The sequence below is a fragment of the Serinicoccus hydrothermalis genome (genome assembly GCF_001685415.1).
Taxonomy (GTDB): domain Bacteria; phylum Actinomycetota; class Actinomycetes; order Actinomycetales; family Dermatophilaceae; genus Ornithinicoccus; species Ornithinicoccus hydrothermalis.
On record NZ_CP014989.1, the window covers coordinates 2,437,056 to 2,452,154 of the forward strand.

Genomic DNA, 15,099 nt, shown 5'->3' on the forward strand with positions numbered 1-15,099 from the left:
TGCGGCGCGACCCGCCCGAGCCGGGTGCATGGCATCGTGAGGTATGCGCGTGACCGAGCTGTGGAGATATCCCGTCAAGTCCTTCGGCGGGGAGGCGGTGGAGAGCTCTCCGGTCGAGCCGTGGGGTCTGGAGGGGGACCGGCGCTGGGGCGTCGTCGGTCCGGACGGCTTCCCGGTGACCGCGCGGGAGTGCCACGAGCTGCTGGGGCTCACCGCGTCGCAGGTGGACGAGGAGACGATCCGGCTGACGGCGCGCGACGGCGACTCGATCCTCGTCGAGACGCCGCTCGGGGTGCCGGTGGTGCCGGTCGGGCACTCGCGGCAGGGCTTCGCGCCGCCGGCCGACCAGGACGTGAGCGAGTGGGTCTCGCAGCACGCGGGACGGGACCTGCGGCTGGTGTGGCAGGAGGACCCGAGCGTGCGGCGGATCTCCGGCGCGCACGGCGGCGAGGAGGGGGAGTCGCTCTCGCTCGCGGACACCGGGCCGCTGCTGCTCACGAGCGAGGCGTCGTTGACCCGGCTGTCCGACTGGATCCTCGAGGGCGGCGGCGAGCCGGTGCCGATGTCGCGCTTCCGGCCCAACGTCGTGGTCGACGGCGACGAGCCGTTCGCCGAGGACGGGTGGGGGTTCGTGACGATCGGGGAGGTGCGGTACCGGCGCACCGAGCTGTGCGACCGGTGCGTCATGACGCAGATCGACACCGGGACGCTGCAGACCGGCAAGGAACCCATCCGCACGCTCGCGCAGCACCGCCGGTGGGACGGCACGACGTGGTTCGGCATCCGGCTCGTGCCGGTGGGGCTTGAAGGCGGTCCGGCGCAGGTCGCGGTGGGGGACGAGGTCGTCGCGGACGAGGAGACGTCGTGAGGTCCGGGGTCCTCTGGGCGACGGGGGTCTATGCCTCCTTGGTCGTCTTCGGCGTGGTGTTGGTCGTCGTGGACGACTGGGAAGCGTCCGGAGCCCTGGCGTCCGGGCTGGTCGGTGGCGGTTGTGCGGCGCTCGTGGTCACCGCGCTCGCGCCTCGGCGAACGCTCGGCTGGGCGCCCGCGCTCTTCGCCTTCGCGAGCGTCGCTCTCGCGTTGCAGGGCATCGGGGTGCGCCTGGCCGAGCTGGAGCAGCCGGGGTCGACCCTCGGTGGGTCAGGTCTGGACCTGATCACCTTGCTGCTCCTGTTCGCCTGGCCCGTCGGCTTGGTCTTCATGATCATCCTGCTCCTGCAGAGGCCGGCAGAGGTGTCTGGGTCTGACGAGCCACGGGGTGATCGGCCGGCATGACGCGGCGGTGACCAACGTCTCAGGCGCCGATGTCCTCCCAGATGGTCAGGCAGAACACCTGACCCACGGGGTCGCGGAAGACGAGGCAGTGCTCGGCGTTCGGCTGCTCGCTCTCGCGTCGGGCGCCGCAGGCGAGTGCGTGCCGCTCGCCCTCCTTCAGGTCGTGGACGTAGAAGTCCAGGTGCAGCAGCACGGGTCGCTCCCCGTCCGGCCAGGTGGGCGGCTGGTAGTCGCTCACGGTCTGGACGTCGATCCGGCCGCCTGGGCCGTCGACGACCGCCCAGGCGGGGATCGAGAAGGTCACCTCACCGCCGGTGAGCTCGGCGTAGAACCGGGCGAGGGCGGGCGCGTCAGGGCAGTGGAGCGTGGGGGAGGACAGCCTGGGGAGAGGTGTCTGGGCACGGGTGTCGCTCATACCCGTATGACGACGGCTGGGTCCTTGACTCATCGCTGGCGGGTGAGAACGCGGGGTGTGACCGGTCAGTCCTGGGCGAGGTGGGCGTCGTTGAGCTTGTTGAGCAGGCGCTCTAGCTCGGCCCGCTCGGGATCGTCCAGGGCGCCGAAGTAGTCGCTGCGCGACCCGCGCAGCTCGGCCTGCAGGTCGTCCCAGGCGCGCTGTCCGTCCGGGGTCAGGGTGAGCACGACGCGTCGTCGGTCGGTGGTGTCGGCGGCGCTGCTCAGCCAGCCGCGCTCGCGCAGCTTGCGCACGGTGGCTCCGGCGTTGCGGGCATCGATCGCGAGCTGGCGCGCCAGCTCGACCTGGCTCGCCGACCCGTCGACCAGGACCGCCAGTGCCGCGAACTCGGCGTTCGTCATACCGCGCGACCGCAGGAAGCCTCCCCACGCTGCGTCGGTGCGACGGCCGACGGTGGCGAGGAGGAAGCCGGCGCGACGGCGGAAGCTCAACCCTGGTGACATAGACATAATTTATGTAAAATAAGCGCATGGCTGCAACCCCGGGGATCCAGGACCTGACCGCCACCCTCGACCGGCACCGTGGCTTCCTGCTGCAGACGGCGGAGGGGCTCAGCGAGGAGCAGGCGCGGACGGCGAGCACGGTCAGCGCCCTCAGCATCGCCTCGATCCTCAAGCACGTGGCCGACACCGAGGAGCAGTGGATGCAGTTCGCGCTGCGCGGTGCCGACGCCTTCGACCAGGTCTACAACCAGGACGTCGACTGGGATGCCGTCGACGCCGCGGCGAGCGAGGGCGACGGGGACTGGGGCGAGTGGGAGGACGACCGCTTCGTCCTCGGCGACGACGAGACCCTGCCGGTCCTGCGTCAACGGGTCCTCGACGTCGGGGCGGAGACGACGCGCATCCTCGGTGAGGCCGACCTGGACCTGACGCACCCGCTGCCCGAGGCGCCATGGTTCGAGGAGGGCGCGGTGTGGTCGGTGCGCCGGGTGGCGATGCACATGATCGCCGAGATCTCGCAGCACGCCGGCCACGCCGACATCATCCGCGAGGCGGTGGACGGTCAGCGCACGATGGGTTGAGCGTCCGGGTGGTTCGGCAGGGCTGGGCCCCTGACCTCGAGCCGGTTCGTCAACTGAACGCCGGTATGTCAGTCGCGAGCCTCCTCGAGGAGGCTCTGATCTGACATATCGGCTCGGAGACGGGCGACGACCCCGTGCGATGGCCGGGCGGGAGGGCAGCCACTAAGGTCGAGGCCCAGGAGGCCGCGACGACGACCGGCCACCAGAGACCTGCGAAGGAGATGCCATGGTGCAGCGTCAGGTGCCCAAGCCCAGCGAGATCTTCGAGCTGGTGAAGTTCCGCAAGCCCAGCCTCGACCTCACCGGGTCCCGCCTGGAGCAGGCCCAGACCGTCGAGGATCTGCGCCGGATCGCCAAGCGCCGCACCCCGTCCGCCGCCTTCGACTACACCGACGGGGCCGCCGACGGCGAGGTGTCGCTGGCCCGGGCGCGCCAGGCCTTCCAGAACGTCGAGTTCCACCCGGGCGTCCTCACCGACGTGACGAACGTCGACACCACCGTCGAGATCTTCGGCGGCCCCAGCGCCCAGCCGTTCGGCATCGCGCCGACAGGGTTCACCCGGCTGATGCAGACCGAGGGGGAGTCGGCGGGCGCCGGCGCGGCCGGGGTGGCGGGCATACCCTTCACGCTGTCGACCCTCGGCACCACCTCGATCGAGGACGTCCGCGCGGCCAACCCGGACGGCCGCAACTGGTTCCAGCTGTATGTCATGCGCGACCGGTCGATCTCCTACGGCCTGGTCGAGCGGGCGGCGGAGGCCGGCTTCGACACCCTCATGTTCACCGTGGACACCCCGGTCGCGGGTGCCCGGCTGCGGGACAAGCGCAACGGCTTCTCCATCCCGCCGCAGCTGACCGCGCGCACCGTGCTCGACGCCATCCCCCGGCCCTGGTGGTGGTGGGACTTCCTCACGACGCCCAAGCTGGAGTTCGCCTCCCTCTCCACGACCGGCGGGACGGTGGGGGAGCTGCTGAACAGCGCGATGGACCCCAGCATCGACTTCGACGACCTGCGCGAGATCCGGGAGATGTGGCCCGGCAAGCTCGCGGTCAAGGGGGTGCAGACCGTCGCCGACGCGGTGAAGCTGGCGGAGTTCGGGGTCGACGGGATCATCCTGTCCAACCACGGCGGTCGGCAGCTCGACCGCGCACCCGTGCCTTTCCACCTCCTGCCGGACGTGGCGCGGGAGGTCGGTGGCGACGTCGAGATCGTCGTCGACACCGGCATCATGAACGGCGCGGACGTCGTGGCCTCGCTGGCCCTGGGCGCCGACTTCACGATGGTCGGCCGGGCCTACCTCTACGGGCTCATGGCCGGCGGTCGCCGCGGCGTGGACCGCATGATCGACATGCTCAGCGAGCAGGTCGCGCGGACGATGAGGCTGCTGCAGGTCGGCTCGGTCGCCGAGCTGAACCCGGACCACGTGACCCAGCTGCGCGAGCTGCTGCCGGTCGAGCGCCGGCGACCGCAGTCCTAGCCCCGGCTCACCCGTGACCCCGGCAGACTCCGCCACGGGTGTCGCAGCGTTGGGCGTCGAGGACAAGCGCTCCCGGGTGGACGAGCCCCACGTCGGTGCGCTCAACGACCTCGCGCGCTCGCTGCGGGTGAGGGACGGCGGGGTAGAGCGCTTCGTCCCGTGGTTCGACCCGGACAGCGGGGGCGTGGCCGCGCAGGACCTCGTGCTCATGGAGACCCCCGGTCCGCGCACGGTCGCGGTCGGCGACCTGGGGTTCAGCTCGGAGGACAACGCCGACCCCACCGCGGCGGCCCTGCGCGAGGCGAGAGCGGGCGCGGGTCTCGCGCGGACGGCATACCTGCGGTGCAACGTCGTGCCGTGGCCCCTGGTCGACATCGCCGGTCACCGTCGCCCGCCGCTGGTCGCGGATCTGGACGACGCGCGCCCCGCGCTCCAAGAGCTCCTGAGCCTGCTGCCGGACCTCGAGCTGGTGGTGGCGGTCGGCGCCCCGCGCTCACGGGGATCATGCGGCTGCTCACCTCAGGATCGACGGGTATGCCCGGCCTCCCCCGGGTCCTCGGGGTGCCGCACCCGTCCCCGCGCAACGCGGGGCGGCGCGAGGAGGCGCGGGCGCGGTTGACCGCGGCCCTGGCGCTCGGCGCGCACCTCTCTCAGGCAGGCGCCTGGAGGAGCTGACCGCGGTAGGCCCCACGGGCCGTGCGCACGGCCACGACGGCCCAGGCCGCCAGCAGGCCGACGTAGAAGACGACCGCGGCCCCGGCGAACAGGTGCGCCCCCGTCGCCTCCGCGAGGCCGGAGGTGCCGGTGACGACCGTGCCGACGGGGAAGGTGAATGACCACCACGTCAGAGCGAAGGGCATACCGGAGCGGACGGTGCGGACGGTGATGGCGACGGCCAGGACGGCCCAGAGCATCGCGAAGCCCCACATGGGCGCGCCGTAGATCAGCCCGGCGGCCTCGAAGGCACTGCCGTAGGGGCCGGGCAGCACGTCGGCCGCTGTGGCGCCGAGGGTGTGGCCTGCGGTGATGGACTGACCCAGGGGGCCGAGCACGATCCAGAGGGTTGGGATCGTCGCCGAGGCACCGGCGCCGTGCCGCGCCAGCCGTCCCCAGATGAGCGTGATGACGACGAGGCTGGCGACCAGCGTCAGGCCGAACATGGCGGTGCACAGCAGCTGCATCGTCAGCTGCCACTGGCCCGCGGGCAGGTGGGGGATGAGGAGCGGGCCGGTGGCGGCGCTGACCATCGGGGGGACGATCGGCATGAGCCAGCCGCCGAAGGCCGAGTCGGGCTCGACCTCGTGGCTCATGAACGTCCGGTAGGGCACGGCGACCGCGGTCCACAGGCCGAGGGCCGTGCCGACGGTCCACAGCGTGGCGTTCATCGCGACGGCGGCCGTCGTGCCGATGAGCGGCTGGCCGACGAGCATCGCCCCTGCGCCGACGGTCATGAAGGCCATGGCGGGGGCGCCGTAGAAGTGCGACATCACGGGGTCCCCGAGGTGGGACCGCGCCGTCCGCGGGTGCAGCCGCCAGTGCATCGCCGTGGCGAGCAGCACGACGACCAGCAGCACGACGTCGAGCACCCAGACCGCGCGGGCGAAGGCACCGAGCCCGGGGACCGTCACGGGCAGGGTGGCCGCGGCGTTGGCGACGATGCCCGTGCCCATGACGGAGGCGAACCAGTTCGGCCCGATGAAGCCGAGCGCCGGCTGCCCCTCGAGCGCCGAGAGGAAGCTCGTCCGCCTGCGCCCGCCGTGCGCGGACGGCGCAGTGGCGGTGGAGATCGAGCGGTCCTCACGGTGCAGTGCCACAGATCCGGTCATGGCTCCAGCATCCGGCGGGACGCTGCGGCCCGGTAGACGTCTCTGTCCTGTGCAGGGACAAGCCTGGCCTGTGGGTGAGGCGTAGGGTGACCGCATGGACTCCCCTCACGTCCCCGACCTCGCCGGGCTGCGGCTGGTCGTCGCGATCGGTCGCACCGGGAGCATCGGTGCGGCCTCGCGGGCGACCGGGGTGTCCCAGCAGGCGGCCTCGGAGCGGCTGCGCGGCATCGAGGCGCAGACCGGGCTCACCCTCGTGCAGCGTGGCCCGCGGGGCTCGGACCTCACGCCGTCGGGGGTGGTCTTCACCGAGTGGGCAGCGCGCCTCATCGAGCTCACCGACGAGGTTGAGGCCGCCATCCGCGGCCTGCGGGAGGAACGCTCTCTCGGCCTGAGCGTCTGGGCGAGCATGACGATCGCCGACGCCCTCATGCCCGGGTGGCTCGTCCGGCTGCGTCGGCGGCAGGAGCATGAAGGGGCGCAGGTCACCGCGGTCAGCCTCACCGCGTCCAACAGCAGCCAGGTCCTCGAGGCCGTCCGCGACGGCACGGCCCACCTCGGGTTCGTCGAGGGCGTCGGCGCGCCAGGCAACGTCCGCTCCACCGTGGTCGCCCACGACGAGCTGCTGCTGGTCGTGGCTCCGGACGACCCCCTGGCCCGTCGCCGGCGGCCGCTCGAGGCGGCCGAGGTCGCCGAGCTCCCGCTGACCGGCCGCGAGGTGGGCTCGGGGACGCGCGACGTGGTCGAGCAGGCACTCGCCCGGGAGGGCCTGCAGCTGCACGAGTCGGTCATCGAGCTGACCACGACGACCGCGGTGAGGGAGTCCGTGCTGGCGGGAGGGGCGCCCGCCCTCCTCAGCAGGCGGGTCGTGGAGCGCGACCTGGAGGCCGGGCGCCTCGTCGCCGTCGGGACGACCCTCGACCTGGGCCGCGAGTTCCGCGCCATCTGGGTGGGCAGCCCCACCCCGCCCGCGGGGCCCGCGCGGGACCTCATCGCCATCGCCCGGGGGCGGCATCGCGCAGCCACGGCTCCCCGGCGGTGAGGCTCGCCCCCTGCCAGGATGCTGGTATGCCCTCGCTGGAGACCGAGCGTGTCGTGATCGTCCTGCGGGAGCGCCCGTCGGCGGCGGTGGCCATGGCCCTGCACCGCCTGCTCGGACTGGGGGTGTCCGAGGCCGTGCGCCGCGCCGGGGCGGGTGAGCCCTTGCTCGACCGCGGCCTGCAGCTCGACGACCGTGTGCCCTTCGAGCGGCTCGTCGAGGAGGTGCTGCGCACGATCGCGCCCTGCGCGCACGACCTGCACGTCGTGCCGCCGGACGAGCCTCCCGGCGACGCCAACCGGGTCGACGCGGAGACCCTGCGCAGGACCCTCCGACCGCAGCCGCCGGAGCGCCCGACCCTGCCGCCTCGACCAGATGCCCACCTCGCGGAACTCATCGCCCGGGGCACCCGCGCGGCCCTGGCCGAGCTGCCGGAGGCGGTGGCGCGCGACCTGTGCCTGGTCGCCCTCGTCACCACCGGCGAGGCGCTGCGGCCCTACCTCGGCGTCACGATCCACGGCCCCGGCCGGTGGGACCTCGCCGACGGCGAGCAGGCGATCGTGGGGGACGAGCACCTCGCGGCGGTGGGGCATACCTGGGACGCGCGCGGCGACCTCCGCGACCTCGACGACGCGGAGGCCGAGGCCGAGCTCGCCGTGCGCCTGGCCACGCTCGAGGAGGCCCTGCGCCTCCTCGACATCGACGGGGTCTTCGGCGTCGGCGACGCGCGCCGGCGCATGCTCCTCCTCGTCACGACGATGCCGCCGGACGGGGCCGCGGCCGGCCACGCGCGCCGCCTCAACCCCGAGGGTCCGCTGCTCCGGGAGTGGCTCGAGGAGGCCTCGGAGGCGCCCCTGCTCGATCCCGAAGGCATCGCGCTGCCGGACGGGACGACCATCTACGCCCCGGAGGAGGTCGACGAGCGCAACGAGACCTACGAGGTCGCCGGGTATGCCCCCGGCTGGGTGCTCATCGGCGACGACAGCGGCGGCGGGGGCTACCTCGTCCGGCGGCCGGGCCCGACCTTCGACCCGGCGACCGCCCGGGCCGGGGCCGAGGTCTACCGCATGGACCTCGGCGCGCTGACCGAGGACGTCGCCGGGCAGGGCGAGTTCGTCACCGACGACCTCGTCGGGTGGCTCGCGGAACGCCAGGGGTGAGGGCGCGGGCATACCCGTCGGCCCGTGGCGAGGCGCGTCCCCTGTCGCGCGGGCGCCACGCGCCGTAGGCTAGGGCGCACCCAACGACGGGAGGCGCGAGGTGGCACGTGCTGGTCGGCAGCAGACCGAGGAGCTGACGCCGAGGTCCGCGCGGGCGGAGATCACCCGGGAGATCGCGGGTCGGCACGCGGGGGAGCGCGGCCCGCTCCTGCCGATCCTGCACGCGGTGCAGCGCGAGCACGGCTACGTCGCCGACGAGGACGTCGCCGAGGTCGCGGACGTGCTCAACCTCTCGGTGGCCGAGGTCCACGGCACGGTCAGCTTCTACCACGACTTCCGGCGCACGCCGGCTCCCGAGCACACCGTCGAGGTCTGCCGCGCCGAGGCCTGCCAGGCGGTCGGCGCCGCCGAGCTGTATGCCGCGGCGCAGGACCGGTTCGCCGGTCGGCACGACGTCGAGGTGCGGGAGATCTTCTGCTTCGGCAACTGCGCCCTCGGCCCCAGCGCGAGCGTCGACGGGCGCCTCCGTGGCCGGGTCACCGCCGAGGACCTGGCCGCGGCGGAGAGGGGGTGGACCCCGTGACGACCGTCTGGGTGCCCCAGGACGCCTCGGCCCGCGCCGTCGGCGCCGACGAGGTCGCCGCGGCCCTCGCACAGGTCGAGGGGGTCACCGTCCGGCGCAACGGCACCCGCGGCATGCTCTGGCGCGAGCCGCTCGTCGAGGTCGAGACCGACCGCGGGCGGGTGGGCTACGCCGAGGTCACGGCGGACGGCATACCGGACCTCGTCCGGGCGGGGATGCTCACGGGAGCCGATCACGAGACCTGCATCGGGGTCGTCGACGACGACCGGTGGCTCGCCGCGCAGGACCGGGTGAGCCTGGCGCGCATCGGGCTGGCCGAGCCGACCGACATCACCGCCTACGAGGCCCAGGGCGGCTGGGCCGGGCTGCGCCGCGCCCTGGAGCTCGACCCGGCCGACGTGGTCGAGGAGGTCCTCACCTCCGGGCTGCGTGGTCGTGGAGGCGCCGGCTTCCCCACGGGCATCAAGTGGCGCACCGTCCTCGAGGCAGAGGCCGACCAGAAGTTCGTCGCCTGCAACCTCGACGAGGGTGACTCCGGCACCTTCGCCGACCGGATCCTCGCCGAGGCCGACCCCTTCACGCTCGTCGAGGGGATGACCATCGCGGCGGTCACCGTCGGCGCGACCGAGGGTTTCGTCTACTGCCGCAGCGAGTATCCCGACGCGATCGCCCGGCTCCGCGACGCCATCGCCGTCGCCGGCGAGCACGGCTACCTGGGCGAGGACGTCGCCGGCAGCGGCCGGGCCTTCCGCCTCCAGGTGCGCGTCGGCGCCGGTGCCTACATCTGCGGCGAGGAGACCTCCATGCTGGAGTCCCTCGAGGGGCGCCGCGGCGAGGTGCGGGCCAAGCCGCCGATCCCCGCCCTGCACGGCCTGTGGGGGAGCCCGACGGTCGTCAACAACCTGCTCTCCTTCGCCGCGATCCCCATGATCCTCGCCGACGGCGGCCAGGCGTATGCCGACCGCGGCGTCGGGCGCTCGCGCGGCACCCAGATCTTCCAGCTCGCCGGCAACATCGCCCGCGGCGGCGTCTACGAGGCGCCGCTCGGCATCACCCTGCGCGAGCTCGTCCAGGACATCGGCGGCGGCACCCGCACCGGCCGCCCGGTCCGCGCGGTGCAGGTCGGCGGACCGCTGGGGGCCTACCTCCCGGCCGAGCGGCTCGACGTGCCCATGGGCTACGAGGAGCTCGCGGATGCCGGTGGCATGCTCGGCCACGGCGGCATCGTCGTCTTCGACGACACCGTCGACATGTCGCGGATGGCGCGCTTCGCCATGGAGTTCTGCTCGGTCGAGTCATGCGGCAAGTGCACCCCGTGCCGGATCGGGTCCACCCGCGGCGTCGAGACCATCGACCGGCTGCGCGGCGCCACCGACCCGGGGGAGCGCACCCAGCTCCGGCTGCTGCTGGACGACCTCTGCGAGACGATGACCACCGGCTCGCTCTGCGCCATGGGCGGGCTCACCCCGGTGCCGGTGCGCAGCGCGCTCACCCATTTCCCGGAGGACTTCGAACGGAGTCGATCATGACGCTCACCCCCGAGACGTCCGCGCCAGAGGCGCTCACCCCCGAGCAGGTCGCCAGCAGGCTCGGGTCTGTCAGTCGCGACGGGCAGGGTATGCCGTACCCGCCCGACCCGCGCGGGACGGCATACCAGCCCGAGGCGGACTTCGGCACCCCGGACATGAGCAGGGAGGTGAGCGCCGACCAGACCGTCACCCTGACCATCGACGGCCGCGAGGTCACCGTGCCCCAGGGCACCTCGGTGATGCGCGCCGCCCGCGAGGCCGGCGTCGAGATCCCCAGCCTGTGCGCCACCGACTCGCTCAAGGCCTTCGGCTCGTGCCGCCTGTGCCTCGTCGACATCGAGGACGGCAAGGGCAGGCCCGCGTCCTGCACGACTCCCTGCGCCGACGGCGCCGTCGTCCGCACCGACACCGACGAGGTGCGCAGGCTGCGGCGCGGGGTCATGGAGCTCTACCTCTCCGACCACCCCGCCGACTGCCCCGGCTGTGCCCGCGGCTCGTGCGAGATCGCGGCTCTGGCGCGCCAGACCGGCGTCGCCGAGGTGCGCTACGGCCTGGCCGACCCGCTGGACCGGGGCGAGCGCGACACGTCCAACCCCTACTTCGACTACGAGCCGGACGCCTGCATCGCGTGCTCGCGCTGCGTCCGCGCGTGCTCGGACATCCAGGGCACCTTCGCGCTCACCGTCGAGGGCCGCGGCCCGGGCTCGCGGATCGCGCCCGGGCCGACCGACTTCTTCGGCTCGGAGTGCGTCTCCTGCGGCGCCTGCGTCCAGGCGTGCCCGACCGACGCCCTCACCGAGAAGTCGGTCATCTCCCTCGGTATGCCCAAGCGCGTCGTCGAGACGACCTGCGCCTACTGCGGGGTCGGCTGCTCCTTCCGCGCCGAGGTCACCGACTCGCGCGACCAGGAGACGGGAGAGACCCGCACCGAGGTCGTCCGGATGATGCCGCTCAAGGCGGGCAAGGCCAACGAGGGCCACTCCTGCGTCAAGGGCCGCTTCGCCTACGGCTACACCGACCACGCCGACCGCCAGATGTCGCCGATGGTCCGCGACACCATCGAGGACGAGTGGCGCGTGGTGAGCTGGGAGGAGGCGATCCAGCGCGTCGCGGACGGCTTCCGCGCCATCCAGGACCGGCACGGCGTCGGCTCCATCGGTGGCATCTCCTCCTCGCGCTGCACCAACGAGGAGGTCTACGTCGTCCAGAAGATGGTGCGCGCCGCCTTCGGCAACAACAACGTCGACACCTGCGCCCGGGTCTGCCACAGCCCGACCGGCTACGGCCTCAACCAGACCTTCGGCACCTCGGCCGGCACCCAGGACTTCGCCTCCGTGGAGGACACCGACGTCGTCCTGCTCATCGGGGCCAACCCCACCGACGCGCACCCCGTCTTCGCCTCCCGGATGAAGCAGCGGCTGCGCGAGGGCGCGCAGATCATCGTCGCCGACCCGCGCCAGATCGACCTCGTGCGCACCCCGCACGTCGAGGCCTCCGCGCACCTGCCGCTGCGCCCCGGCTCCAACGTGGCCTTCGTCAACGCGATGGCGCACACCATCGTCACCGAGGGCCTGCATGACAAGGGCTTCCTCGAGGAGCGCTGCGAGGACGTGGAGGCATACCTCGACTTCATCCGCCTGCCCGAGAACTCCCCCGAGGCGACCGCGGAGGCGACCGGGCTGGAGCCCGAGCAGGTCCGCGCCGCCGCCCGGCTCTATGCCGACGCGCGCAACGGCTCGATCTACTACGGCCTCGGGGTCACCGAGCACAGCCAGGGCTCGACGATGGTCATGGGCATGGCCAACCTCGCCATGGTCACCGGCAACATCGGCCGCCCCGGCGTCGGCGTCAACCCGCTGCGCGGCCAGAACAACGTGCAGGGCTCCTGCGACATGGGCTCGTTCCCGCACGAGCTGCCCGGCTACCGCCACATCTCGCTGCCCGACGTCCGCTCGATCTTCGAGGACCTGTGGGGCGTCACCCTCGACCCCGAGCCGGGGCTGCGGATCCCCAACATGTTCGACGCCGCGATCGGCGGCAGCTTCAAGGGGCTCTTCGTCCACGGCGAGGACATCGCCCAGTCCGACCCTAACCTGCAGCACGTCCGGGCCGCGCTGACCTCGATGGAGATGGTGGTCGTCCAGGACCTCTTCCTCAACGAGACCGCGCGCTACGCCCACGTCTTCCTGCCCGGGTCCAGCTTCCTGGAGAAGGACGGCACGTTCACCAACGCCGAGCGTCGCCTCGGGCGGGTGCGTCCGGTCATGCCGAGCCGGGTCGGCAAGGACGAGTGGAAGGTCGTGTGCGAGATCGCGACGGCCATGGGCTACCCGATGGGGTATGCCTCCGCCTCCGAGATCATGGACGAGATCGCGGCGACGACGCCCACCTTCGCCGGGGTGAGCTTCGCCCGCCTCGACGCCGAGGGGTCCATGCAGTGGCCGGTCAACGACAAGGCCCCGCAGGGGACGCCCACGATGCACGTCGACGCCTTCGTCCGGGGCAAGGGCAAGCTCATCCCCACGGTCTTCGTGCCGACGACCGAGACCACCAACCGGCGCTTCCCGCTCATCCTCACGACCGGGCGAATCCTGTCGCAGTACAACGTCGGGGCGCAGACCCGCCGCACCGCCAACTCCTCCTGGCACCCGGAGGACGTGCTCGAGGTGCATCCGGCCGACGCCGAGATGCGGGGGATCAGGACCGGTGACCGGGTCGAGCTGGCCAGCCGGGTCGGCGCCACGACCCTCACCGCGCTGGTCTCGGAGCGGATGCAGCCGGGGGTGGTCTACACGACCTTCCACCACCCGGTCACGGGCGCCAACGTCGTCACGACGGAGAACTCCGACTGGGCGACCAACTGCCCGGAGTACAAGGTGACCGCCGTCCAGGTCGGCGTCGCCAACGCCCGGCGGGAGCAGGAGGAGGCCGAGGTCAGCGACGGGCACGAGCCGGTCGACCCGGCCGTCGACGTCGTCGGTGCACGGCGATGAGCAGGTCCGCCGACGGGCCGGACCTCAACGCCCCCACCGACGCCGACCCGAGCCCCGACCAGGGGCCGCCCACCGGTGAGGAGGTCGACGCGCAGGCCCGCCAGCGACTACCCGCCGAGGTCCGGATGGGCGAGGACATCGCGCGGGCGATGGCCCACCACCCGCCGGAGCGCGGTGCCGAGGAGATCGCCACCCACATCCGCAAGTTCTGGAACCCCCGCATGCGCGCCTCGATCATCGGCCGGATGGAGCGCGGCGAGCCGATGGACGAGCTGCTGCGCTCCGGCGTCGAGCTCTACCGGCAGGGCGAGATCGACCGCCAGGAGGTGGCCGAGCCCTCCGGCGGCTGACGCCTGCGGCGACCGGGGGCCGTCAGCCGGCGGGCACCTCCCCTGCCGTGGCGCGCCGGTGCCAGGCCCACAGGCCGGCCCCGAGGACGGCGAAGCCCGCGCTGGTCGCGGCGGTGCTCAGCAGGGTGCCGGTGACCAACGGCGCGATGCCGCCGGCGAGCAGGGCGTTGAAGACCAGCGTCGCGAAGGAGGCCATCGAGGCCGCCGCGCCCCGCGCCTCCGGGAAGAGGTCGAGCATCGCCAGCTGCTGCAGCGGGAAGGCCACGCCGATCGCCACCCCCATGAACCCCGGGCCGACGACGGCCCACGGCAGGCTCGGCGCCAGCCAGCACAGCACGACGTTGACCAGCACCCCGCCGAGCAGCACCGCCATCGTGCCGTCGACCATCCGCCGGGGGTCGACCCGCCCCGCCAGCCGGTTGGTGAGCATCGACCCGGCCACCATGCCGCCGATCATCGGCACGAAGAGCATCCAGAAGTCCTGCTCACCCTTGCCCAGGAGGTCGACGACCACGATCGGGGCGCCGACGACATACAGGAAGTAGGCGGCGAAGACGAAGGCGGAGGAGAGCGCCAGCCGCTGGAAGGCGCGCGACCGGGCCACGCCCCACAGCGACCCCACCACCGAGCCGACCCGCAGCGGCGTCCGCGCCTCGGGCGGGTGCGTCTCCGGCAGCACCACCGCGGTGAGCACGGCGGCCGCGACGCCGTAGACCGCGACGAACCAGAAGATCCAGTGCCACGGCCCGAGGCGCAGGATCTCCCCGCCGATGACCGGCGCGAGCGCCGGGGCGATGGCAAAGATCATCATCACCCGGGCCATGAGCTTCTGCGCCTCGGCGCCGGAGAAGAGGTCGCGGATGACCGCCCGGCTGACGATCGTCGCCGCCCCGGCGAAGAGGCCCTGCACCACCCGCGCGGCGAGCAGCACGCCGAAGGACGGCGCGAGCGCGCAGACGACCGAGGCGAGGGCATACCCGATGAGCCCGCCGATCATCACCGGCTTGCGGCCCAGCGCGTCCGAGATCGGGCCGTGGAAGACGCTCATGACGGCGAAGCTGAGCAGGTAGATGCTCGTGATCTGCTGCAGCGCCGTCGCGTCGACCTCGTAGTCGCGCCCGATCGCCTCGAAGCCCGGGAAGACCGTGTCGATGGTGAACGGGCCGATCATCGCCAGCGCGGCGAGGGTCGTGGTGACCAGCAGCGTCGCCCGCTTCGGGTATGCCGGTGCGCCGGTCTGCGGCTGCGGCGGGCTGGCGGTCACCTCATCACGGTAGCCGCGCGGGCGGGAGGCGGCATCAGCGGGCGGGCCGGGGGTCCGGCGGCTAGCATCGGTCCGCGAGGGCGCGGCCGCGGACGGCTCCGGCGCCC

General features: G+C 73.0%; 15 protein-coding genes. 11 read left to right on the plus strand and 4 right to left on the minus strand.

The genetic code is table 11. From position 1 onward, the window contains the following. Positions 1–43: 43 nt before the first annotated feature. Positions 44–868, plus strand: a complete 825-nt coding sequence (locus SGUI_RS11340; RefSeq protein ID WP_066640210.1) for an MOSC domain-containing protein — start codon at positions 44–46, stop codon at positions 866–868. Continuing rightward, on the plus strand, positions 865–1,275 hold the full coding sequence (locus SGUI_RS11345; protein WP_066640213.1) for a hypothetical protein: 411 nt from the start codon (positions 865–867) through the stop codon (positions 1,273–1,275). The genes SGUI_RS11340 and SGUI_RS11345 overlap by 4 nt, the downstream gene beginning before the upstream one ends. A gap of 19 nt (positions 1,276–1,294) precedes the next feature. Here SGUI_RS11345 and SGUI_RS11350 read toward each other — a convergent pair whose 3' ends face one another. Next, on the minus strand, positions 1,295–1,690 hold the full coding sequence (locus tag SGUI_RS11350) for a VOC family protein (RefSeq protein WP_066640216.1): 396 nt from the start codon (positions 1,688–1,690) through the stop codon (positions 1,295–1,297). A gap of 65 nt (positions 1,691–1,755) precedes the next feature. Next, positions 1,756–2,091, minus strand: coding sequence for a MarR family winged helix-turn-helix transcriptional regulator (locus SGUI_RS11355; RefSeq protein WP_191090902.1), 336 nt, complete (start codon positions 2,089–2,091; stop codon positions 1,756–1,758). Between the two features lie 128 nt (positions 2,092–2,219). Here SGUI_RS11355 and SGUI_RS11360 point away from each other — a divergent pair, with 128 nt between their 5' ends. The 3 genes from SGUI_RS11360 to SGUI_RS11370 all read left to right on the plus strand — a co-directional run bounded on the left by SGUI_RS11360 (position 2,220) and on the right by SGUI_RS11370 (position 4,870). Further along, positions 2,220–2,774, plus strand: coding sequence for a DinB family protein (locus SGUI_RS11360; RefSeq protein ID WP_066640222.1), 555 nt, complete (start codon positions 2,220–2,222; stop codon positions 2,772–2,774). Positions 2,775–3,000: 226 nt separating this feature from the next. Then, positions 3,001–4,251 carry an alpha-hydroxy acid oxidase gene (locus SGUI_RS11365; RefSeq protein ID WP_066640225.1) on the plus strand — a complete coding sequence of 417 codons (1,251 nt, stop codon included), beginning with the start codon at positions 3,001–3,003 and terminating at the stop codon, positions 4,249–4,251. A gap of 13 nt (positions 4,252–4,264) precedes the next feature. Then, positions 4,265–4,870 carry a uracil-DNA glycosylase family protein gene (locus SGUI_RS11370; RefSeq protein WP_157621822.1) on the plus strand — a complete coding sequence of 202 codons (606 nt, stop codon included), beginning with the start codon at positions 4,265–4,267 and terminating at the stop codon, positions 4,868–4,870. A gap of 31 nt (positions 4,871–4,901) precedes the next feature. Here the strand turns inward: SGUI_RS11370 and SGUI_RS11375 are convergent, their stop codons facing one another. After that, positions 4,902–6,077 (minus strand): TDT family transporter, encoded by a 1,176-nt coding sequence (locus SGUI_RS11375; RefSeq protein ID WP_083190651.1) that lies wholly within the window; start codon positions 6,075–6,077, stop codon positions 4,902–4,904. Positions 6,078–6,171: 94 nt separating this feature from the next. Here SGUI_RS11375 and SGUI_RS11380 point away from each other — a divergent pair, with 94 nt between their 5' ends. The 6 genes from SGUI_RS11380 (at position 6,172) to SGUI_RS17135 (ending at position 13,728) form a co-directional block, all read left to right on the plus strand. After that, on the plus strand, positions 6,172–7,116 hold the full coding sequence (locus tag SGUI_RS11380) for a LysR family transcriptional regulator (RefSeq protein WP_066640228.1): 945 nt from the start codon (positions 6,172–6,174) through the stop codon (positions 7,114–7,116). Positions 7,117–7,142: 26 nt separating this feature from the next. Continuing rightward, positions 7,143–8,273: a DUF4303 domain-containing protein gene (locus tag SGUI_RS11385; RefSeq protein ID WP_066640231.1), complete on the plus strand. Its 1,131-nt coding sequence runs from the start codon at positions 7,143–7,145 to the stop codon at positions 8,271–8,273. A 100-nt stretch (positions 8,274–8,373) separates the two neighbouring features. Then, positions 8,374–8,856, plus strand: a complete 483-nt coding sequence (locus SGUI_RS11390) for an NADH-quinone oxidoreductase subunit NuoE family protein (RefSeq protein WP_083190652.1) — start codon at positions 8,374–8,376, stop codon at positions 8,854–8,856. Further along, positions 8,853–10,385: a formate dehydrogenase beta subunit gene (locus SGUI_RS11395; RefSeq protein WP_083190860.1), complete on the plus strand. Its 1,533-nt coding sequence runs from the start codon at positions 8,853–8,855 to the stop codon at positions 10,383–10,385. The genes SGUI_RS11390 and SGUI_RS11395 overlap by 4 nt, the downstream gene beginning before the upstream one ends. Continuing rightward, positions 10,382–13,378: a formate dehydrogenase subunit alpha gene (gene fdhF / locus SGUI_RS11400; RefSeq protein WP_157621823.1), complete on the plus strand. Its 2,997-nt coding sequence runs from the start codon at positions 10,382–10,384 to the stop codon at positions 13,376–13,378. The genes SGUI_RS11395 and fdhF overlap by 4 nt, the downstream gene beginning before the upstream one ends. After that, positions 13,375–13,728: a formate dehydrogenase subunit delta gene (locus SGUI_RS17135; protein WP_083190653.1), complete on the plus strand. Its 354-nt coding sequence runs from the start codon at positions 13,375–13,377 to the stop codon at positions 13,726–13,728. The genes fdhF and SGUI_RS17135 overlap by 4 nt, the downstream gene beginning before the upstream one ends. Before the next feature lie 22 nt (positions 13,729–13,750). Here the strand turns inward: SGUI_RS17135 and SGUI_RS11410 are convergent, their stop codons facing one another. After that, positions 13,751–14,992, minus strand: a complete 1,242-nt coding sequence (locus SGUI_RS11410; protein WP_066640235.1) for a multidrug effflux MFS transporter — start codon at positions 14,990–14,992, stop codon at positions 13,751–13,753. Between the last annotated feature and the right edge of the window lie 107 nt (positions 14,993–15,099).